Below are 20,248 nucleotides of genomic sequence, written 5' to 3' on the forward strand. Positions count from 1 at the left end.
ATCATCTGGATCTGCCGCGGTTTGAGGCTCTTGTGGTAGCCCTTGTCCTCCGCGTGGAGAAGGTTCTCGGTGGCATGCAAATGGTGCGGGACAGCCTGATGCAAAGCAACCTCGTCCTTGAAGTTGTCCTGAGGCATGTTGTTCCTTTCGATCCGGAAAGATCTGGCCGGTTAGGGGGAATGAGGTGGAGGAATGTTTGTCGGTCTGGGGCCGGCGGGGGGACGGCTGGGCAGCCCGTTAGAAGACCGACCAACCTGTGCGGTCGGAGAGATCGGCGAGCGCAGCGCTGCCAGCAAGGGAATTGCCTTTGGCGTCCAGCCGGGGACTCCAGACGCAGATGGCGCAGTGACCGGGAACGATGACCAGGATGCCTCCGCCCACGCCGCTCTTTCCGGGCAATCCCACGCGGTAGGCGAATTCGCCGGCGGCGTCGTACATGCCGCAGGTCAACATGATCGAGCCGATGCGTTTCGCCTCGCTTTGGGACACCACAGTTCCCAAGGCTCCGCGTCCGTCATGGGCGAGGAACAGGCCGGCCTTGGCCAGTTCCACACAGGTCATCATGATGGAGCACTGGCGGACGTAGTTTTCCACCACGGATTCGGCGGACTGCCTGAGGTTGCCGAAATTCTTGAGGAAGTGGGCTAGGGCCAGGTTGCGGCTGCTGTTGGAGAGTTCACTGGCGGCGGCCGCTGCATCGATGAAGGGCCCTGCCTGTCCGGTCAGTCCGGTGAGAAAGCTCAGGAGCGCGCCCGCGGCGTCGGGGGTCTCCTCCATCAGGTGGTCGGTGACCACCAGGGCGCCGGCGTTGATGAATGGGTTCCGCGGAATGCCGTGTTCCACCTCCAGCTGGACCAGGGAATTGAAGGCGGTGCCCGAAGGTTCGCGCAATACCCGGGACCACAGTGTTCCTAGGCTGTCCCGGCGGAGCGCCATGGCCAGTGTGAACACCTTGGAAATGCTTTGGATGGAAAAGGGGACATCCGCGTCACCCGAGAAAAAGACCTCCCCGGCTGCGGTGGCCACAGCTATTCCGAACCGGTTGAAGGGAACCTCCGCCAGGGATGGGATACTTGCCGGGACAGAGCCGGCTTCCCTCTGTGGCCTGTGGCAGCGGACGATGTCATCGAGCATCGGGCCCAAGGGCGGAGCGTCAAGTGTTGTGGTCATTTCCTGCCTTGAAGTTCGTTGTGCGTGCAGGCCCACTCCTGGACATGCAGCAGTGCCACCAGCGCATCGCGGGGCTTGCCGAAATCCAGGCCCGTGACCCGGGCGGCCTTGCTTATCCGGTAGTAGACGGTGTTCTTATGCAGTGCCATGCGTTTTGCACACTCAGCGACGTCGAGGGAGGAGTCGAAATATGCGCGCAGGGTTTCCGCGAGTTCGACGTCGTCCTGCAAAAGAGCGGACAGGCTCCGGTGGCGGAAAGAGGAGGACCCGAACCTCCGGACGGCGTCCTGGAATAAAATTTCGGGCTCGAAGTCAGTCACCGTGGCTACGGGGGTGTCAGGGGAGGCGCCGATGCAGTCCAGCAGGGCCTCGGTGATGGGGGTGACCGAGTGGAGAGCCAACAGATCCGGTGCCACCGGGCCGACGGCGGCGAAGGGGCTGATGCCCAGGTGCCTGGTTGCGTCCCGGACGATGGATTCGGCCAGGCTCCGGAGCCCAGGTTCCGCCGCAGCGGACAGCAGACCTGGAACGATGACGGCAGTGTCGCCCTTGTATTGCCCGACGACGGCGGACGCCTTGTAAGCGGCCGCGTGGATGGACGCCAGGCTGGCGAGCTCGCCGTGCTTCAATGCGGCATCGTCGGCCTGGGTGTCCGCGCGGGACATTCCTATCAGGATCAGCGCCGCGGGACGCTCCACCGGGATTTTCCCGCTCCGGGCACTCGCAGCGGCCTCGGCGGCGCCGGACAGAATCCGGGCAATGCGGTCCTCGCGCATGTGCACGGACTGCTGATTGCGGTAACGGATTAGCTCAGCGGAGGCCCGGGCCGCGGATCCCGTGAGCACATAGTCAACATCGGCGGTGAAGCCGTCCCCGGTTTCCTGAAGCCAGATATAGCCCATGATCCGGTCACCGGCGAACAGCGTGATGGCTACACGTTCCCTCAGGCCGTCCTGCGGCCTGGCCGGCACACGCACAGGGAGCCGGGTTCTGTGCAGTTCCCGGTAGGCACCGAGGTCCTTAAGCAGCAGTTCGTATTTCCGCGGGCCGCGCCGGGCCAGGATGGACGCCGTCCGCAGTTCGTCGATGTCGTTCGAGACCGTGGAGTAGGCCAGGACCTTGTTGGCGGCATCCTCAATAACCACATGGCTCGAGGTCAGGCGTGCGGTGGTCTGGGCGATGGCAAACAGGTCTTCTTCCAGCAGCGTCAGCACTTCACTCTGGTAACTGCGCGGCTGGATCCGGTCCTTGGCGATCGACAAGAGCCGGTCCCAATCGGCAGCCGGGTCCACCAGCAGCAGCCCCGTGCCCGCAGCGCCCAGCAGTTCCTCGGCGTCAGTCAGCTCTTCCCGGCTTCCCTTGACCGCAACAACCGACGGCGGGTTCTTCAGGAGCCGGCGCAGCACCGGCAAAGCCGAGCGGCCACGGACGCCGATCAGCAGGACAAAGGCTGCACCGGCGTCGGACGTTTCGTCGTCGGCATCGACGATCAGGAACCTTTCGACTGCCGAACGCTCGGGGGCGGGCCGCATGATGAGGGTGGCGAAACCCAGGGGGAAGTCCGAGAGGATATCGTCCACCGTAACCGCGGCCATGGTTTCCTTCTGCGTCGTCCGTCCGGACGGCTCTGTCCGGTCACCTCATGGTATCGACTGGATTTCCCCCGAAATATGTGACGGAATCCAAACGGGTTTGCGGCTTTTAGGGTTCCAGCCCAATGCGCTTGGATTCCGGTTCACGCGGCTAGCCCTGATCGTGCTCCGGCTTAAGGCAGACTGGTGCCATGAATGATGATGCGAAGGCTGTTACGACCCAGCGTTCGACAGTTGAGGACTGGACGCAGGCGTTGGCGGAGTCCGTTGGTTCCCCTGGCGGCGGCGCGGGGGCGGGCGTGATGCTTGCGATCGCCGCGTCACTAGCTTCGATGGTCGCCGGATACACGGAAGCTGACGGGGACCAGCGGCAGGACCTGGCCGATGTGCACGCGCGGGTCCGCTCGCTCAGGGAAGCCGCCCTTCGGCTGGCCGATGAGGATGCTTCAGCATCCCAGTCTTTCGGTGCCGCCTTCCGGCTGGATCCGGGGCCGGAACGGGAGGATGCCATACGCCGGGCATCCGTGGACGCCGCCAAAGCCTCTGCCGTGCTCGGCGAGCGCGCCATCGATGCCATTGGGGACCTGGAGTGGCTGGCGTCCAACGGGAACCCGGCGCTTGTTGCCGACGTCGTGGTCGCGTGCGGGGCCCTGAGGGCAGCGGTGACCGGGGCCCGTACCAACGTGAGTTTCGATCTCGCTGCGCTCACCTCCGCGGGCCGCACGCTGGAGCAGATTCGGGAAGAGCAGCCCGCCCTGTGGTCGACAGTTGAAAGCCTTGACGCCGCGGTTGACCGGATCGACCGGCTGACGGCAAAGATCAACCACCGTGCCCCATCCGCCGGCTAGGGCATCATCCTCCCCAGGCGTTACTCGGCTGGCGGTGGGAATTCGTCCTCATGGGCTTCCGGTAAGGGGAAAACACTGTGGCCCAGCGCCGTGCCGAAGAGTTCCCGGGGTTCGCAGCCGGATGCCCGGATCCAAAACAGTTCCCCGGAGGGCACGACGGTGTCCACGTAGCCCACGCGGATGACGCTTCCCGCCTGTTCCACCCTGACCTTTGTCCCTACGAGGTCTCGCGCATCATGTGTGGTTCCTGCAACTGTCGCCGGCGTCATTGTCGGTGGCTCCTTCGGCTTTGATCGGCGTCGGCCCGACTCTGTCCCGGGGCGGACGCAATAAATGAATGATATTCATTTTATGCGGTCTGGGCCCTTTTACATAACGGCATGCTCCGGGTTGCGCCGTTGCCTTCAGTGCCTCGAGGCCGGCCCCTGGCTCCGCAACGCTGCCAGCGCGTGCGCCAGAGGCATCCGGAGGGCAGGGCCATGGCCCGGCAGCACCACCGCGGCCTCGATTCCGTCGAGGCGGTGTGTTGCCGCCAGCGCCTGTGCGGCGTCTGTATGGAACATGGGGTGTAGCATCTGCGGTCCCTCTTGCCGGCTCAGCGGATGGCCGCTGACGAACGAGTCGCCCACCGCTATCGCTCCTGTTGCGGAAAGAAGGATCGCGACATTGCCCGGTGTATGCCCTGGCAGAAGAACGGCCTCAGGCTTCCCGGGAAGGCTACTGAGCGTATCGGCGCTCCAGGCTTGGGCGCCGGTTGCCGGTTTCGCCTTGAGGGCTCCCGCCCTGATGGCGTGGGCCATCCAGCGGAATACGCGGGGACGCCAGGCGCGCAGGACGACTCGGCCGAACGTGACCTGGTGCTTTTCCTTCCCTTGGACATGAGCCAACTCTTCCGGCGCACACAGGATGGGGGTTCCGTAGGTTTCGGAGAAGTAGGCAGCTGAACCGGTGTGGTCGACGTGGCCGTGCGTGATGAGCAGGGCCCGGGCGTCGGCGGGCCGCAGACCTATACGGCGGATGGATTCCAGGACCAGTGGGCGGTCGGAGGGATAACCGCTGTCGATAATCATGAATCCGCTGTCGTCGCGGACTACGATCCAGTTTGACGCGGGCCCCTGGACAAGAAAGACGCCGGGACACAGTTCCGATGTGCTGGAGGAGGGCTGCCATCTGGTGTTCTGCTGCTTCACATGCACATCCTAGACATCGGCCGCGGGGCCCGGCACCATTTAATCCGGGCACGAACCCACGCGCGCAGATTAGGCTGACGCTGTGGAGTACAGAGTCCGCGGGATACCCGTACATTATGTCGAGCACGGTAACGGGGCCCCGATCCTGGTACTACATGGTGCCGGCGTGGACCACCGCGAGATGGTCGGTGCCATGGAGCCGATATTCAGCGAGCTAGCTGATTGTCGGCGCGTTTACCCTGACTTGCCGGGCATGGGGCACACACCCGCGGGCGCGCTGGAAAGTGCCGACGACGTTCTTGACCTCCTGCTCGCGTTTATCGATGGGGTGATTGGCGACGGGCAGTTCCGGCTTATCGGCTATTCGGCAGGGGCGTACTACGCCCGAGCCATCGCCGGCAGACGCCCGGGGCAGGTGACGGGGCTGGCGCTGATCTGTCCGTTGGTCGAGAACGCCCGGAATCTTCCCACGCACCAAGTCCTGCGCGCGCTGGTCAATCCGCGCGAGACGCTCGGCCCGGACGAGGAGAGCGTGTTCCGTGATTACTTTGTCGTGCAGACGCAGGCCACGCTGGCGCGATACAAGGAGTACGTCCTGCCCGCCCTTGGCCTGGTGGACGAAGACGGTCTCGAGCGGATCGGCCAACACTGGCTGTTCAGCGCCGGTCCCGAAGGGGGCACGCCGTATTCCGGGCCCGTCCTCATAGTCACCGGACGCCAGGACTCCGTGGTGGGGTACGCCGCGCCATGGGATCTGCTCGAGCACTATCCGCGGGCTACATTCGCCGTGCTCGACGGAGCCGGTCATGCGTTGCCGCACGAACAGCCCGGCCTCACCAAGGCGCTCATCACCGAGTGGCTCGACCGCGTGCGCGAACGTCGCTTTGGCACTGACCTGTGAGTTTCGCGGCCATCGACCTGTTACTGCCACTCCCACTGCCAGCCGACTAGCAGAGTCTGTCCAAGGTTTCGTTGAGGGTGGACTCGATCTGGCCATTCAGGAGGTCACGCTTATTCTGGCTGGCCTCGTCCTCTAACTCAGTGGGCAATGGTGGCGTGGTGACGGTCATCGCGGCCTGGTATCGCCCGTCGTCGCTGCTGACCGCGACCGTCTGGTAGTCCCAGAAGCTGCCCCGGCCCTGGTGCCGTGACTCGATCGAGCATCCGTCCGCGTGCTGCCACAGTCCCAGCCCATACGGCACGAATCCGGGACTTGTCTTCATCTCCCGCAGCGATCCCGGCGAGAGGGCACGCCCCTGGAAGAGGCCTGCCATGAAGAGGTTCATATCTTTCACTGTCGACACGGCCCCGCCTGCCGGAGAACCGGCGGAGAAGCTGTTGTCTGTTGTGTCGACGCGTTCACCTCGCAGGGTGACGTAACCGTGCAAAAGGCCGGTCTCGTGCAGGTCGACACGGTCGAGGCTGGTGTTCTTCATGCCGAGCGGGTCAAAGACGTCCTCACGCATGACTTGGACGAATGGCTTGTGTCGCAGTGCCTGGATCAGGAGACCGAGAGCGAGGTAATTCGTGTTCGAGTACTTGAAGGAGCCCACACTGGACACGGGCCAGGGGAGCGTTCCGGCCAGCCTAATGCCCCGCTCCATCGTCATCCGCTGCGAGAGAACAGGGCGGAAGTCAACATCGTGCGGCAGCGCGTCGTTGACCTCGGGCATCCCTGACGTGTGGCTGAGCAGTTGCCTCACGGTGATCGGACCCGGAGGCTTTAGCGAGGCCGTGAACCCGGGGATGACGTCATTGACGGGGTCGTCGAGGCCGATCAGGTGGTCGTCCACAAGCTTGAGCACCGCCACGGCTGTCATGGTCTTAGTGACGCTGGCGATCTGTACCCGGTCCGTCGGCTGGGCTGGCGTCCTGGACTCGAGGTCCCGCACGCCGTATGCCTTGGACCAGTCGCCCTCCGGCCACCGGACATGGACGACGGTGGCCACCGCACCTTGATCCATGAATAGCTGGACCTGCCGCTCCAAAGATGCGAAGGCACCCGGCGAAGTTGGTGATTGTGCGGTGTCGTCCGTGGTGTAGGTGCAGCCAGAGACCGCGAGGACAAGGGCGAGGACCGCTCGCCTCCAGGTGCGATTCTTCGAGCGCATGCGAGCCCTCCGATGAGGGGAGAGATGGCACTGGTGTGGCCGTGTGCGGCACCACGCCCGGCCAGGCCTGTATTAGGCGCCGTCGCCCCAGCAAGTCAATGCTAAGGCTAGCCCTCATGTTGAGGAACCCGCCGCCGGGCTGGTTGGCTCATGAGAAGTTTGGCGCCTCCGTGCCGGTAACTGCGAAGTGGGGGAGACGTGGCAACAACACTGCCGGAGCGCAACACCTTAAGGACCAGTCGCCCTTCGTTCTGCTGGCCGTTGCAGCGTGCGCGGCCCGCATGTGACCCGACAAGAGCCGGATATCCGGTCGCATCTCGAACCGTCCAGACTTCTTGGTTCTTGAGCATTTCACGGTCAACGGCGCTTGCGTGCGCGGCGCTGGTGCTCACGAGCCGTCCTGCCAAGACTTTGCACTACTGCGCCGTGTACATGACGGCTCGGTCGATTTGACCGGGCTGCCGGGAGGACAGCGCGGGAGGGCAGAGCGGAGGAGGAGCGATCGGGCATCGGATGCAGTAATTTGGGTTTACTTTACATAATGCTGATTATCGGCGTTATACCGGTGGGTGCCGGAAGTGGGCGCGAGCGCGCTTCCATGGATGGCTACGCCGGCAGCTCGAATGAAGCACTCGGCCGGCGTCGACTTCACGCCTCCAGGATTCGAACCATGTGTCTGCGTCGCCAATGTCCCGATGGATGCTCATTGGACGATCACATCGTCCTGCCAGCTCACTTTGGACGAGCTCCGCGGGAACTCGCTGCGGCCGCAGCCAGCAGCCACCGCCTGTCGCAGCAGTTCGCCATACCGGCGTCAGCTCCGCCGTTTACTTGACATAATGTCGCTCAAGCGACCACCCCGGCTCCCGGCCTAGTTCGGCGTGTGGATGTCAGAGGCTGCTGCGCCAAGCACGTCAGCGCGGTCGTGGAATTTCCGCGCCAATGCGTAGGCCTCGCGGGACTCGTCCGTGTACTCCGCACCTGCAAGATCGCCTGCCCAGTCCAGTAGGTCGGCGATCTTCTTCAGGTGCTGATAACGAGGCTCGTCCCTCTGTTGCATATTCATGTGGGTCCCCCAATGTCTCGGTGGCAAGGCTGAATCCCTACCCCGATGTTTCTAGGTATACCACTGGCTTGGTTGAGGCTTCAATAAGTTGGCTTACTAAGTCAGCTGGCGCCGATGTAGGCGGAGAGATGTTCGCCAGTCAGCGTTGAACGGCCGGCAACAAGGTCAGCCGGCGATCCTTCGAAAACGATCTTGCCGCCGTCGTGCCCTGCCCCGGGTCCGAGGTCGATGATCCAGTCGGCGTGGGCCATGACTGCCTGGTGGTGCTCGATGACGATCACCGACTTGCCCGAGTCGACCAGCCGGTCAAGCAGGCCCAGCAAATTTTCGACGTCGGCCAAATGCAGTCCCGTGGTCGGTTCGTCGAGGATGTAGACGTCGCCCTTGTCGGCCATCTGCGCGGCCAGCTTGAGCCGCTGCCGCTCACCGCCGGACAGCGTTGTGAGCGGCTGGCCGAGGGTGAGATAACCGAGCCCGACGTCGGCCAGCCGGTCGAGGATCTTGTGAGCGGCGGGCGTGCGCGCATCGCCCTCCTCAAAGAACTCCTCGGCCTCGGCCACCGACATCGCCAGCACCTCGGCGATGTTCTTGCCGCCCAAGGTGAACTCCAGCACCGCTGCCTGGAACCGTTTGCCGTCGCACTCCTCGCAGGTGGTCTCGACCGTGGCCATGACACCCAGGTCCGTGTAGATGACGCCGGCGCCGTTGCATGTGGGGCAGGCGCCCTCGGAGTTGGAGCTGAACAGCGCGGGCTTCACGCCGTTGGCCTTGGCAAACGCCTTGCGGATCGGCTCGAGCAGCCCCGTGTACGTGGCAGGGTTGCTGCGCCGTGAGCCCCGGATGCCGGCCTGGTCGATCACCACCACGCCCTCGCGCTTGGCCACCGAGCCGTGGATCAGCGAGCTCTTTCCGGACCCGGCAACGCCGGTCAGCACGCACAGCACGCCGAGCGGGATGTCGAGGTCGACATTCTTCAGGTTGTTGGTTGACGCGCCGCGGATTTCCAGCGCGCCGGAAGCGGAGCGCACGGAATCCTTGAGCTGCGCCCGGTCATCGAGGTGGCGGCCGGTGATGGTGTCACTCCCCCGCAGCCCGTCGACCGTGCCTTCGAAGCAGACGGTACCGCCGCCGGTGCCGGCGCCGGGTCCGAGATCGACGATGTGGTCGGCGATGGCGATGCTCTCCGGCTTGTGTTCCACGACGAGCACCGTGTTGCCCTTGTCGCGCAGCTGGAGCAGCAGGGAGTTCATGCGTTCGATGTCGTGCGGGTGCAGGCCGATCGTGGGCTCGTCGAAGACGTAGGTGACGTCCGTGAGGGATGAGCCCAGGTGGCGGATCATCTTGGTGCGCTGCGACTCTCCACCGGACAGCGTCCCCGACGGCCGGTCGAGCGAAAGGTAGCCCAGTCCGATTTCCGCAAACGAATCCAGAAGGTGCTGCAGCCCGGCGAGCAGCGGGGCCACGGACGGCTCGTTTAGGCTCCGGACCCAGTCGGCGAGGTCGGTGATCTGCATCATGCAGACGTCGGCGATGTTCTTGCCCTTGATCTTCGACGACAGTGCTTCCTGGCTGAGCCGGGTGCCGCCGCAGTCCGGACACGTCGTGAAGGTGATGGCCCGCTCCACGAACGCGCGGACGTGCGGCTGCAGTGCGTCCACGTCCTTGGACAGCATCGACTTCTGGATCTTGGGGATGAGGCCCTCGTAGGTCAGGTTGATGCCCTCGACCTTGATCTTGGTCGGCTCCTTGTAGAGCAGGTCGTGGAGTTCCTTCTTGGTGAACTTGTTGATCGGCTTGTCCATGTTGAAGCCGGCTCCGCTGAAGATGCGGCCGTACCATCCGTCCATGCTGTAGCCGGGAATGGTCAGGGCGCCCCCGCTGAGTGACTTGCTGTCGTCGTACAGCGCCGTGAGGTCGAAGTCGCTGACGTTGCCCATGCCCTCGCACCGCGGGCACATGCCGCCGAGCCGGTTGAACGTTGCCTTCTCGGCCTTGGTCTTGTTGCCGCGTTCCACGGTGATAGCGCCGCTGGCCTTTACCGTCGGGATGTTGAAGGAGTAGGCGTTGGGAGAGCCGATGTGCGGCTGGCCCAGCCTGCTGAAAAGGATCCGCAGCATCGCGTTGGCGTCCGTCGCGGTGCCAACGGTGGAGCGCGGGTTGGCCCCCATCCGTTCCTGGTCCACGATGATGGCCGTCGTCAGACCCTCCAGCACATCGACCTCGGGCCGTGACAGCGTCGGCATGAAGCCCTGCACGAACGCGCTGTAGGTCTCATTGATCATCCGCTGCGACTCTGCAGCGATCGTGCCGAACACCAGCGAGCTCTTGCCCGAGCCGGACACGCCGGTGAACACGGTGAGGCGGCGCTTCGGGATCTCGACGCTGACATCCTTGAGGTTGTTCACACGCGCGCCCTGCACACGGATCAGGTCATGGCCGTCGGCGGTGTGCGGTCCGGATGACTGCGTGTCCGTCTTCGTCGTTATCGTCATCGTGTCTCCATCTGTTAAACGGATAGTAGCCGTGTTTAGCTAACCTCGTTGATGCGGATCAGGTTCCCGGCCGGATCGCGGAAGGCGCAGTCGCGGACACCGTACGGCTGTTGGGTGGGTTCCTGAACCACCTCTGCGCCGCTGGCCTGCACCTTCTCGAACGTGCCGTCCAGGTCGGAAGTGCCGAGCACGAGGCGGGCGTAGGTGCCCTTGGCCATCATTTCGGTGATGGTGCGCCGCTCGTCCTCGGTGATCCCCGGGTCGGCGGCCGGCGGTTCCAGGACAATGGACGTGCCGGGCTGGTCCGGAGGGCCGATGGTGAGCCAGCGCATTCCGCCATATCCCACATCGTTGCGGAGCTCGAACCCAAGGGTGTCGCGATAGAACGCCAGGGAGGCGTCGGCGTCGTTATGCGGAAGGAATGTCCAGTGAATGGTGAGGTTCATGCCGCCAGTCTAGGTGCGGCCGGACGGGACGGCTTCTCGATTCCTGACCGGTCTGCTCACCTGTTTCACCACGCATGACGGCATGCCTGCCGCCTCCCCCGCGGCCTGCGCCCGGTACGCACTGGGCGGCATGCCGACGAGTTCGGTGAAGCGGCTGCTGAACGTCCCCAGCGAGGAACAGCCGACGGCGAAGCACACCTCCGTGACGCTGAGGTCACCCCGGCGCAGCAGCGCCATCGCCCGCTCGATGCGCCGCGTCATCAGGTAGCTGTACGGGGGCTCGCCGTAGGCCTCCCGGAACTGCCGGCTGAGGTGCCCGGCTGACATGTTCACGCCACGGGCCAGCGCCTCGACGTCCAGCGGCTGGGCGTATTCCCTGTCGATGCGGTCACGGACGCGGCGCAGCAGCGCCAGATCGTCCAGGCGCTGCGCTGCGGCGGGTTTGCTGGTCACAATCGAGATGGTGCTACGTCGGGCGGAAGTTGTCCAGTCAGGAGTTGTCCAGCCGAACCCCAGTCCAATCCATTGTCTTAACCTGCGGTCTCGTTAAGAATGAACAAATGACGGTCTATGTGAGAGCCCTCGAAACCGCAGTTCCGCCGACTCTGCTCATCCAGCACGAGGCCCGTGACGTGTTCGCAGCCCAGCCCGGCCTGACACGCCTTGGCTCACGGCTCGTGTCAACGTGCTTTGATTCCGCCGCCATCGACACCCGGTACACCGCAGTCAGCGAACTGACCCTGGACTCCGCCGCCGAAAATCCCCAGTTTTTCGATCCCGCGACCGGTTTGCTGCGCAGCCCCAGCACCAAGGCACGCAACAACCTCTTCGCCGAGGAAGCAACGAAGCTTTTCATCGATGCGGCGGACGCGGCCGTATCCAAATGCGACGGCATTGATCCGCTGGACATTACCCACCTCGTCACGGTCTCCTGCACCGGTTTTTTCAACCCCGGCCCGGACTACAAGATCGTCCGCGCGCTGGGCCTCAACCCCGCCGTGCAGCGCTACCACCTGGGCTTCATGGGATGCTACGCAGCGTTTCCGGCGCTCCGTGCGGCCAAGTCATTCTGCGAGGCGGACCCGACGGCGGTTGTGCTCGTCGTATGCGCCGAGCTTTGCTCCCTGCATGTCCGGACCTCCAACGATCCCGACACCATCATGGGATCCGCGCTGTTTGCGGACGGCGCAGCGGCCGCCGTCGTGACAGCCCGCGCGGACCTGGAGTCCACGCCGCTGCTCCAACTGGATCACTTCGAGACGGTCCTGACTCCCGTGGGTGAGGACTCGATGGCCTGGAACATCGGCGATGAAGGCTTTGAGATGGTGCTCGGCAACTATGTGCCGCACATCATCGACGAGCACATCGTGGGCGCGCTCGAGCCGCTGCTGGCACGCGACCCCTCCCTGCGGGAACTCGCCTACCGCGACGTCACCCACTGGGCCATCCACCCTGGCGGCCGCAGCATCCTGGACAAGGTCCAGTCCCGGCTGGACCTCACCGACGAGCAGCTGCGTCCGGCCCGCGAGACACTTCGGAACTACGGCAACATGAGCAGCGCCACGGTGCTGTTCGTCCTCAAGCACATCCTGGACCTTCCGTCGCGGGAGGGGGACGAACGCGTCTGTTCCATGGCCTTCGGCCCGGGCCTGACCGTGGAGACCGGGCTGTTCACCAAGGTGAAGCAGCCGGCCGGTGAGCTTTACCCCATGGCCGGCGGGGCCCAGCCGTCGCTGGCCTGACGGCCGTGCGGATCCCAGGAAGCGGCCCGGGCGTCCTCGGCCTGCGGGACACGGACGCCGTCGAGGACATGGACCGGCCGGATTGCGACCCGGACCGGCTGCAGCGCACCTACAAACAGTTCGCACTGGTGAACCGCGTGGTGTCGGGCTGGCGCCGGCTGTACCGCAGCACGGTGCGTCCGAAGCTGGCAGGCGGTGGCACGCCAACGCTGCTGGACGTCGGCTGCGGCGGCGGGGACCTGGCCGTGATGCTTGCCCGCTGGGCGGCCAGGGACGGGATCCAGCTCCACGTGACCGGGATCGATCCGGATGAAAGGGCCTTTCATTTCGCCGCCAACCGCAAACCCGTCCCCGGGGTCGAGTTCCGCCAGGCAAGCAGCGGCGACCTGCTCGCCGAGGGCAAGTCCTACGACGTCGTCATCTCCAACCACGTGCTGCACCACCTGACCGCGCCGCAACTGCAGTCATTCCTGGACGATTCCGCCGGGCTGGCCCGCCGCCTGGCCCTGCACAACGATCTCAGCCGGAGTGCAGCCGCCTATGCCCTGTTCAGTGCCGGCGCCCTGCCGCTCGCCGGCTCCTACATCCGCGGCGACGGACTGACGTCGATCAGGCGCAGCTACACCGTCCCGGAGCTTGCCGCCGTGGTTCCCACCGGCTGGACGGTGGAGCCGCACTCCCCCTTCCACTGTCTGCTCACCTACCGGCCGCACGATAGCTACCGGCCGCACGATAGCTACCGGCCGCGCCAGGCATGACCGATGTCCTGATCGTGGGCGGCGGTCCCGTTGGGCTCTTCCTGGGTTCACTGCTGCTGCAGCACGGCGTCGCGGTGCGGGTCCTCGAAAGGCGGACCGGGCGGAATGCCCACACCAGGGCCATCGGAATCCATCCGCCGGCGCTCGCCGCCCTGGAACGCATCGGCGTTGCCCAGGAGCTGATCGGCCGGGGTGTTCCGATCCGTCAGGGCTTCGCCGTGAGCAGGGGCCGGAGGATTGCGCACATGCCGTTCGCTCCGGTCTCCGACCGTTTCCCGTTCGTCCTCGCCGTGCCGCAGCCCGTGACCGAGGAGGTCCTGGAGCGGCGGCTCCGGGAGCTGGACGGCGGCGCGCTGGTCCGCGACGCCCGCGTTACGGGAATGCACGACGACGGCGCCCGGGTCACGTTAAGCGTCACCACTGCCGGGGCTGCCTCCAGTTACACCGCCGCTTTCGCGGTGGGCGCCGACGGCGCCTACTCGACCACGCGGTCCCTTCTGCGGGTCGCGGCGCCGGAGAAACAGTATCCGGACGACTACCTGATGGGTGACTATCCCGAATCCAGCCCCTATGGCTGCGATGCCGCGCTGTTCCTGGAAAGCGACGGCATCGTGGAGTCCTTCCCGCTCCCCGGCGGCGTCCGCCGCTGGGTGGTCCGGCTGGGCAGCCCGCCGGCCAGCCCAAACGCGGAGCAGCTGGCGGCGCTCGTTGCCCGCAGAACGCGAGTGGCACTGGACCCCGGCGCGAACACCATGCTCAGCAGCTTCGGTGTCCGTTCACGGCTGGCCGCGCGCATGGTCTCGGGCCGGACGGCGCTGGTCGGTGATGCGGCGCACGAGATCAGCCCCATCGGCGGGCAGGGAATGAACCTTGGCTGGCTGGATGCAGAGGCGCTGCTGCCGGCGATCCTCGCCGTCCTGCGCGGGGATCCTTCCGCTGAAGCCCTCCGGCGCTTCGATGCCTCACGACGCCGGGCGGCAGTTGCGGCCAAACGCCAGGCCGAGGTGAACATGGCGCTTGGCCGGCCGCTTCCGGCCGGCCTGCTGGGGCCCCGGAATGCGGTCATTGCCCGTGCCGCCGCCGTACCGGCCTTCAACGCCCTCGTAGCCCGGCGCTTCACCATGCAGTAGCGCGCCACTGCACGGCACATGACCGCGCATCTCAAGACTTCACAGCCCTGCACCAGACAGCATTAGGCTGTCCCCATGAACCACGTTTCGCCGCCCACGACCTACAGCCCCGCCCGCATCAGGGAAACAGTGCAGGAACTGCTGGCCGCAGAGGGCTTGCCACCCATCGTGCAGGCCGGACACCCGGTCCTGAGGCAGCACGCCGCTCCCTTCGAAGGCCAGCTGGAGCCCGACGAACTTACCCAGCTGATCGTCCTGATGAGGAAGGTCATGCACGCCGCGCCCGGCGTCGGCCTGGCGGCGCCGCAGCTGGGTGTTCCACTGCAGCTGGCCGTCCTCGAGGACCAGTTCGAGATCGACGAGGCCACGGCCGCGGCTCGGGGCAGGGCGCCGCTGGAGTTCTTTGCCATGCTGAATCCGTCGTACTCCCGCCTGGGCAACGGGTCCGCCGCCTTCTTCGAAGGCTGCCTATCGCTCTCCGGACTGCAGGCTGTGGTGGAACGTCCCGAAAGCGTGCGGCTGGAGTACGTAACACCCGACGGCGGTCAGGTCACCAACGACTTCAGCGGCTGGCAGGCGCGGATCGTGCAGCACGAAACCGACCACCTCCACGGCAGGCTCTACATTGACCGGGCCGAGCTCCGGTCGCTCAGCACCAACAGCGAGTACGCCGCCCGCTGGGCAGAACCGGGCATTGGCTCCGCCAGCCGGGAGCTCGGCTTCCCGGCCGGCGCGCAGGCCGGCCGGGAAGCTTTCACGGATTAGGCAGGGACAGGTTTAGGCGGCGCCTGCTTGGGCCGGGTCCGACTCAGGCGGTGCCAATGCGGTTGCTGTCCGTCGGCAGGTACTTTGCCCACCAGGCCAGGATGTGTTCGAACCGCTGCCGCCGGTGATGCGGCGTTCCCGAGCGCGACAACTCGTGGTCCTCGCCCGGGAACACGAGAAACGCGGAGTCGACGCCCTGCTGCTTGAGGGCGGTGAAGTAACGCTGGCCCTGTTCCACCGGGCAGCGCAGGTCGTCCTCGCTGTGGATCACCAGCGTGGGTGTCCGGACCGCGGCCACCGTTTCCATGGGGCTTTGCGCGGCAATCTGCTCGGCAGCCGAGCCAACATACTCACCGCCAAAGAACCAGCCGATGTCTGACGAGCCCGTGAAGCTCACGGGATCAAGGAAACCCCGCTCCACGATGGCTGCCTGGAACCGGTGGTCCTGGCTGATGGTCCACGCTGTGAGGTAGCCGCCGTAGGAACCGCCCATGATTCCCAGGGCACCGGCGTCGAGGGAAGAGAACTTCCCGAGGCTTCCGTCCAGGAAGGCGAGCACATCCTGCATGTCCACGGTGCCCATCCGCTCCTTGATGCTCCGGCCGTGGGCCTGGCCGTAACCGGCCGAGCCCCGCGGGTTGCACATCAGCACCGCGTATCCCGCCTCGGCATAGACCTGTGCTTCATCGAAGAACGCGGTGGTGTACTGCGCGAACGGCCCGCCGTGGATGTTCAGCAGCACGGGGTGGGGACCCTTGCCGGGCGGCAGTACCAGCCAGCCGTGGACGGGATAGCCGTCCGGGGCGGGGAACGTCAGTTCCTGCGGTTCGATGATGCCTGCCTCGCTCCGCAGGGCGGCCGAGAAGTCGCTGAGCAGGCGGAGCTGTCCGTCTTCGAGGACCCCCACATCCCCCGCGGTGGCGGGGTCACTGTAGCTGAGGAACACCGTGCCCGCACCGTCGCCGGCCCCGGCGACCACCCGGTCGCCATGAACGAGGAGGGAGTGGTCCCCCGTGGCGCTGAATTCGAGCAGCTCCACCGTTCCCTGGGCACTGTTGAGCACCAGCGCACTGTCCTTGCCGTGGAGGCCGATGGTGGCACCGGGCGCTTCGACGTCCATGGTCTCCGCGTCGCTCAGGGCCGTGGCGTCGCCGCCCGCTGTGGGCATGACGTAGAGGACCGTGTTCTTGGCGACGAAGTCCTGGCGGGTGCTGCCCAGGTCCTGGCCAGTGAAAAACAGCCAGCGCCCGTCCGCCGACTCCCGGACGTCGGTAACGGTCTGGGCACCCAGGTTGGGGACCGGCACCAAAGCCGGTGTGCCGCCGTCGGCCGCCACACGGTAGATCCCGGATACCAGGTCCTGGTCGGCATCCTCGTGGAGGGCTGCGACGAAGTAAATGGCGCTGCCGTCGCTGCTGAAGGTTGCACCGGTGTGGTCGGTCGCCGACGTCGTGAGCCGGCGTGCCGCCGGGAAACCGCCGGATGCCTCGCCGGGCTGCGCCGGACTTTCAGGCTCGCCATTGGTCTTGGATTTCTCATTGTCGCTCCGCTTGGCGGCGCGCCCCACTGGCTTGACCCAGGGTTCGCCGCCCAGCTCCGGAACGTCGAGCAGGAAAAGCTGCAGCGGCTTGTCCCGGGTGTAGCCCTCACCGTTCATCCGGTACTTGTAGTCCTGGATGAGCCGGGCGTCCTCGGCGCCGGACCCCACGCCGTCGAGCGTTCCATAACGGCCCGCCTCCGGTTCCCTTGAACCGAACACGATGCGGTTCGAATCCGGCGACCAAGCGAAGGAGCTGACACCCATCTTCCTGTCGGTCAGGGCCTGCGGCTCCCCGCCAGCGGCCTCCACCACGTGAAGCTGGGGCGGGCGGCCGGGGGCGGCGCGGAGGAACGCCAGCACGCGGCCATCCGGCGAAAAAGCCGGCGCGGTGTCCCGGAAGCCCCGGGTCACGCGGCGGGGAAGCTTTTCCGGGTCCCGGGGCACACTCCACAGCTGGCCTACATAGGAGTCGGAGTCGAAGTCCGGCCGGACGACGGACACAACGGCCCTGGTGCCGTCGGGGTGCACGGCAGGGGCGGAGACAGAGTTGAGCAGCGGAAGATGTTCAGGCTTCATCCACGTGAGCCTAGCGGGTCAGGCAAGGGCACGGAACGGCAACCGAGGAAAACACCTGCCCTAGGATTGTCCTCATGCTCTCGCGCCTGCCCGTTCTGCTTTGTCCCGTCTGCCGCCAGAACCTCCGGCCCGTCGGCGACGGCGGCACCGGCCGGGTCCGGGCGCTGGCGTGCCGGGAGCGGCACAGCTTCGACGCCGCCCGGCAGGGGTACTTCAACATGCTGGTGGGCAAGGGAACCGCCTTCGAATCGGATACCGCCGAGATGGTTGCTGCACGGTCAGCCTTCCTCGACGCCGGTCATTACCGGCCGCTGGCCGAGGCGCTGGCCCAGGCAGCCGAGCCGGCGTTGAACGGCCCCGCCCCAACGGTCCTCGACTCCGGGACGGGAACGGGCCACTACCTGCGGGCGGTCCTTGACTATCTGGGCGATCACTTGAAGACCAGTGCACATGGTGAGGGCGGCGACGGCGTGGCCGCCGTCGGGCTGGACATCTCCAAGTTCGCCCTGCGCCGCGCCGCCAAACTCAACCCGGAAGCTATCAACCTGGTGGGTGACGTCTGGCAGCCACTGCCGCTCCCGGACGCCGCCGTCGACGTCGTCACCGTGGTGTTCGCGCCCCGCAACGCGGCCGAGTTCGCCCGCGTACTCAAACCCACGGGCAGGCTCATCGTAGTGACCCCGCGCGCAGGCCACCTCGGGGAAATCGCCAGCCAGGCCGGGATGCTGGGCATCGACCCCGCAAAGGACGAGCGCCTCGCCGACGCGCTCGCAGGCCGCTTCTCGCCGCTGTCGACGCAGGACCTCGACGTGGACCTGTCCCTTTCCCCCGAGGACGTGGCCAACCTGGCGCTCATGGGCCCTGCCGGCCACCACACGGACCGCGCCACACTGACCGAACGGCTGGCCGGCTTTCCGCAGACCACAAGGGTGTCCGCCCGGTTCCGGATCAGTATCTTCGTGCCGGCTGAATCCGTGCCTTCGGAAAGCCCCGCTCCATAACGGCTTGGCCACGTTCCTGCGCTGCCTCCCATTCTCCTGCCGGGCGGTCCTGCTTCGGTCTACGATGGAAGAAAGTTACTGAGGGTCTGCCCCGCAGCCCTTGGAATCAAGGGGGAACGCGATGTTTGAATGGCTTGGGCAAAACTGGTGGGCGCTGTGGCTCACCCTCTTCCTGGTGTTCGCCGCCGTGGAAATGCTGACCCTTGACCTGTTTTTCATCATGCTGGGCGGAGGCGCCCTGGCCGGTCTGGTGGCCGACTTCGCCGGCGCTGACCTCTGGCTGCAGATCGTGGTGTTCTGCGTCGTCTCGCTGCTGATGATCGCGTTCGTCCGCCCGGTGACACTCAAGCACCTCCACAAAGGCCCGCCCGAGCAGCGCACCAACATCGACCGCCTGATCGGCGAATCAGCGCTCGTCTTGGAGGCCGTTACGGCCACCGGCGGACGCGTGAAGATCGGCGGCGACATTTGGAGCGCCCGCTCGCAGTCCGGTGTCCTGCCCGAAGGCCAGCGCGTGATCGTTTCGGCCATTGAAGGTGCGACGGCGGTCGTGTCACCCCAGGCTGAGACCGCCGTCCAGTAGGCGGATCCCCATGAGTTTCTGCTCCCGCCGCGGCGGAGCGGCAGATTGCGGCGAGTTTTCGCCAGGTTAGAGCTTCACTGAAAGTTGGGGACAAAGGAGAAGTATGGATAGCCCAGGAGGAATCGCACTCACGTTCGTGCTGGTGGTTCTGATCATTTTCGTCATCATCGTGCTGGTCCGCTCCGTGCGGATCGTGCCGCAGGCCCGCGCCGGCGTTGTGGAACGGCTGGGAAAATACCAGCGGACGCTCAATCCCGGCCTGACCCTCCTCATCCCCTTTGTTGACCGGCTCCTGCCGCTGCTGGATCTGCGCGAGCAGGTGGTGTCCTTTCCGCCGCAGCCCGTGATCACGGAGGACAACCTCGTGGTGTCCATCGACACCGTGGTCTACTTTCAGGTCACCGATCCGCGCGCTGCCACCTACGAGATCGCCAACTACATCCAGGCCGTGGAGCAGCTGACCACCACCACCCTGCGTAACGTGGTGGGCGGCCTGAACCTGGAAGAGGCGCTCACGTCCAGGGACCAGATCAATGGCCAGTTGCGCGGAGTCCTGGACGAAGCCACCGGCCGCTGGGGCATCCGCGTTTCCCGGGTGGAACTGAAGGCGATCGACCCGCCGCACTCCATCCAGGATTCGATGGAGAAGCAGATGAGGGCGGAACGTGACCGTCGCGCCGCGATCCTGACCGCAGAGGGAACCAAGCAGTCCCAGATCCTGACCGCTGAAGGGCAGCGGCAGGCCGCCATCCTCAAGGCCGAGGGTGACGCCAAGGCCGCCATCCTGCGCGCCGACGGCGAGTCGCAGGCCATCCAGAAGGTGTTCGACGCCATCCACAAGGGCAACCCGGACCAGAAGCTGCTGGCCTACCAGTACCTGCAGACCCTGCCGAAGCTTGCGGAAGGCTCCTCCAACAAGCTGTGGATCATCCCCAGCGAAGTCGGCGAGGCATTGAAAGGCATCGGCAGCGCTTTAGGCGGAACCAACCCTGATCCCCGGTCCGGCGACCTGTTCGGGGGCACGGACGGCGGCTCGTCCGGCCAGTCCGACGGCCATCCCGGCGAGGCGGCAGCCCGGACCCAGGCGTAGAGTTCCGGGGCAAGCAAAGGGAGGCAGGCCGCTTGGCCTGCCTCCCTTCTGCTAGCGCTGCTGGACGCGTTGCTGCGTCCGGCCGGATTGCTACGCCCAGCCGAATTGCTGCCCTGTGCCGGATTGCTGTATGGCCGGATTGCTGCGG

General features: G+C 65.7%; 19 protein-coding genes. 9 read left to right on the forward strand and 10 right to left on the reverse strand.

The genetic code is table 11. The features are described 5' to 3' along the window. Positions 1-237: 237 nt before the first annotated feature. Complete coding sequence (locus ACTHQX_RS16005; protein WP_236803416.1) at positions 238-1,170, reverse strand: glutaminase; 933 nt, start codon at positions 1,168-1,170, stop codon at positions 238-240. Then, positions 1,167-2,765, reverse strand: a complete 1,599-nt coding sequence (locus ACTHQX_RS16010) for a PucR family transcriptional regulator (RefSeq protein WP_236803415.1) — start codon at positions 2,763-2,765, stop codon at positions 1,167-1,169. The genes ACTHQX_RS16005 and ACTHQX_RS16010 overlap by 4 nt, the downstream gene beginning before the upstream one ends. A gap of 188 nt (positions 2,766-2,953) precedes the next feature. On the opposite strand from ACTHQX_RS16010, the gene ACTHQX_RS16015 reads away from it, so the two are divergent. Continuing rightward, positions 2,954-3,610 carry a cyclodeaminase/cyclohydrolase family protein gene (locus ACTHQX_RS16015; RefSeq protein ID WP_236803414.1) on the forward strand — a complete coding sequence of 219 codons (657 nt, stop codon included), beginning with the start codon at positions 2,954-2,956 and terminating at the stop codon, positions 3,608-3,610. Positions 3,611-3,630: 20 nt separating this feature from the next. Here the strand turns inward: ACTHQX_RS16015 and ACTHQX_RS16020 are convergent, their stop codons facing one another. Then, the gene (locus tag ACTHQX_RS16020) at positions 3,631-3,879 is read right to left on the reverse strand and encodes a hypothetical protein (RefSeq protein WP_236803413.1); all 249 of its coding nucleotides are present in this window, start codon (positions 3,877-3,879) and stop codon (positions 3,631-3,633) included. A gap of 135 nt (positions 3,880-4,014) precedes the next feature. Next, positions 4,015-4,800, reverse strand: coding sequence for an MBL fold metallo-hydrolase (locus ACTHQX_RS16025; RefSeq protein WP_440158463.1), 786 nt, complete (start codon positions 4,798-4,800; stop codon positions 4,015-4,017). A gap of 82 nt (positions 4,801-4,882) precedes the next feature. Here ACTHQX_RS16025 and ACTHQX_RS16030 point away from each other — a divergent pair, with 82 nt between their 5' ends. After that, positions 4,883-5,701 (forward strand): alpha/beta fold hydrolase, encoded by an 819-nt coding sequence (locus tag ACTHQX_RS16030; RefSeq protein ID WP_440158465.1) that lies wholly within the window; start codon positions 4,883-4,885, stop codon positions 5,699-5,701. A 46-nt stretch (positions 5,702-5,747) separates the two neighbouring features. Here ACTHQX_RS16030 and ACTHQX_RS16035 read toward each other — a convergent pair whose 3' ends face one another. From ACTHQX_RS16035 to ACTHQX_RS16055, 5 genes are all read right to left on the reverse strand, one after another. Beyond that, the gene (locus ACTHQX_RS16035) at positions 5,748-6,911 is read right to left on the reverse strand and encodes a serine hydrolase domain-containing protein (protein ID WP_236803410.1); all 1,164 of its coding nucleotides are present in this window, start codon (positions 6,909-6,911) and stop codon (positions 5,748-5,750) included. 871 nt (positions 6,912-7,782) lie between these two features. After that, positions 7,783-7,977, reverse strand: a complete 195-nt coding sequence (locus ACTHQX_RS16040; RefSeq protein ID WP_236803409.1) for a hypothetical protein — start codon at positions 7,975-7,977, stop codon at positions 7,783-7,785. A 101-nt stretch (positions 7,978-8,078) separates the two neighbouring features. Next, positions 8,079-10,469: an ATP-binding cassette domain-containing protein gene (locus ACTHQX_RS16045; protein ID WP_440158466.1), complete on the reverse strand. Its 2,391-nt coding sequence runs from the start codon at positions 10,467-10,469 to the stop codon at positions 8,079-8,081. Positions 10,470-10,504: 35 nt separating this feature from the next. Further along, on the reverse strand, positions 10,505-10,915 hold the full coding sequence (locus ACTHQX_RS16050) for a VOC family protein (RefSeq protein ID WP_236803407.1): 411 nt from the start codon (positions 10,913-10,915) through the stop codon (positions 10,505-10,507). 9 nt (positions 10,916-10,924) lie between these two features. Further along, positions 10,925-11,368, reverse strand: a complete 444-nt coding sequence (locus ACTHQX_RS16055) for a helix-turn-helix transcriptional regulator (protein WP_236803406.1) — start codon at positions 11,366-11,368, stop codon at positions 10,925-10,927. A 107-nt stretch (positions 11,369-11,475) separates the two neighbouring features. Here ACTHQX_RS16055 and ACTHQX_RS16060 point away from each other — a divergent pair, with 107 nt between their 5' ends. The 4 genes from ACTHQX_RS16060 (at position 11,476) to ACTHQX_RS16075 (ending at position 15,310) form a co-directional block, all read left to right on the forward strand. Then, complete coding sequence (locus tag ACTHQX_RS16060) at positions 11,476-12,657, forward strand: type III polyketide synthase (RefSeq protein WP_236803405.1); 1,182 nt, start codon at positions 11,476-11,478, stop codon at positions 12,655-12,657. A gap of 11 nt (positions 12,658-12,668) precedes the next feature. After that, positions 12,669-13,415, forward strand: a complete 747-nt coding sequence (locus tag ACTHQX_RS16065) for a class I SAM-dependent methyltransferase (RefSeq protein ID WP_440158518.1) — start codon at positions 12,669-12,671, stop codon at positions 13,413-13,415. Beyond that, positions 13,412-14,545, forward strand: a complete 1,134-nt coding sequence (locus ACTHQX_RS16070) for an FAD-dependent oxidoreductase (RefSeq protein ID WP_236803404.1) — start codon at positions 13,412-13,414, stop codon at positions 14,543-14,545. Before ACTHQX_RS16065 ends, ACTHQX_RS16070 begins: the two co-directional genes overlap by 4 nt. A 75-nt stretch (positions 14,546-14,620) precedes the next feature. Next, positions 14,621-15,310, forward strand: a complete 690-nt coding sequence (locus ACTHQX_RS16075; protein ID WP_236803403.1) for a peptide deformylase — start codon at positions 14,621-14,623, stop codon at positions 15,308-15,310. A gap of 43 nt (positions 15,311-15,353) precedes the next feature. Here the strand turns inward: ACTHQX_RS16075 and ACTHQX_RS16080 are convergent, their stop codons facing one another. Further along, the gene (locus tag ACTHQX_RS16080) at positions 15,354-17,426 is read right to left on the reverse strand and encodes a S9 family peptidase (protein WP_440158467.1); all 2,073 of its coding nucleotides are present in this window, start codon (positions 17,424-17,426) and stop codon (positions 15,354-15,356) included. Positions 17,427-17,500: 74 nt separating this feature from the next. Between ACTHQX_RS16080 and ACTHQX_RS16085 the strand changes: the two genes are divergently transcribed. From ACTHQX_RS16085 to ACTHQX_RS16095, 3 genes are all read left to right on the forward strand, one after another. After that, complete coding sequence (locus ACTHQX_RS16085; RefSeq protein ID WP_236803401.1) at positions 17,501-18,427, forward strand: putative RNA methyltransferase; 927 nt, start codon at positions 17,501-17,503, stop codon at positions 18,425-18,427. Between the two features lie 121 nt (positions 18,428-18,548). After that, on the forward strand, positions 18,549-19,010 hold the full coding sequence (locus tag ACTHQX_RS16090) for an NfeD family protein (protein WP_190605356.1): 462 nt from the start codon (positions 18,549-18,551) through the stop codon (positions 19,008-19,010). A gap of 103 nt (positions 19,011-19,113) precedes the next feature. Further along, complete coding sequence (locus ACTHQX_RS16095; protein ID WP_236803399.1) at positions 19,114-20,100, forward strand: SPFH domain-containing protein; 987 nt, start codon at positions 19,114-19,116, stop codon at positions 20,098-20,100. The last annotated feature ends 148 nt before the right edge of the window (positions 20,101-20,248 follow it).

The organism is Arthrobacter sp. SAFR-023, from assembly GCF_051965295.1.
Lineage (GTDB): Bacteria > Actinomycetota > Actinomycetes > Actinomycetales > Micrococcaceae > Arthrobacter.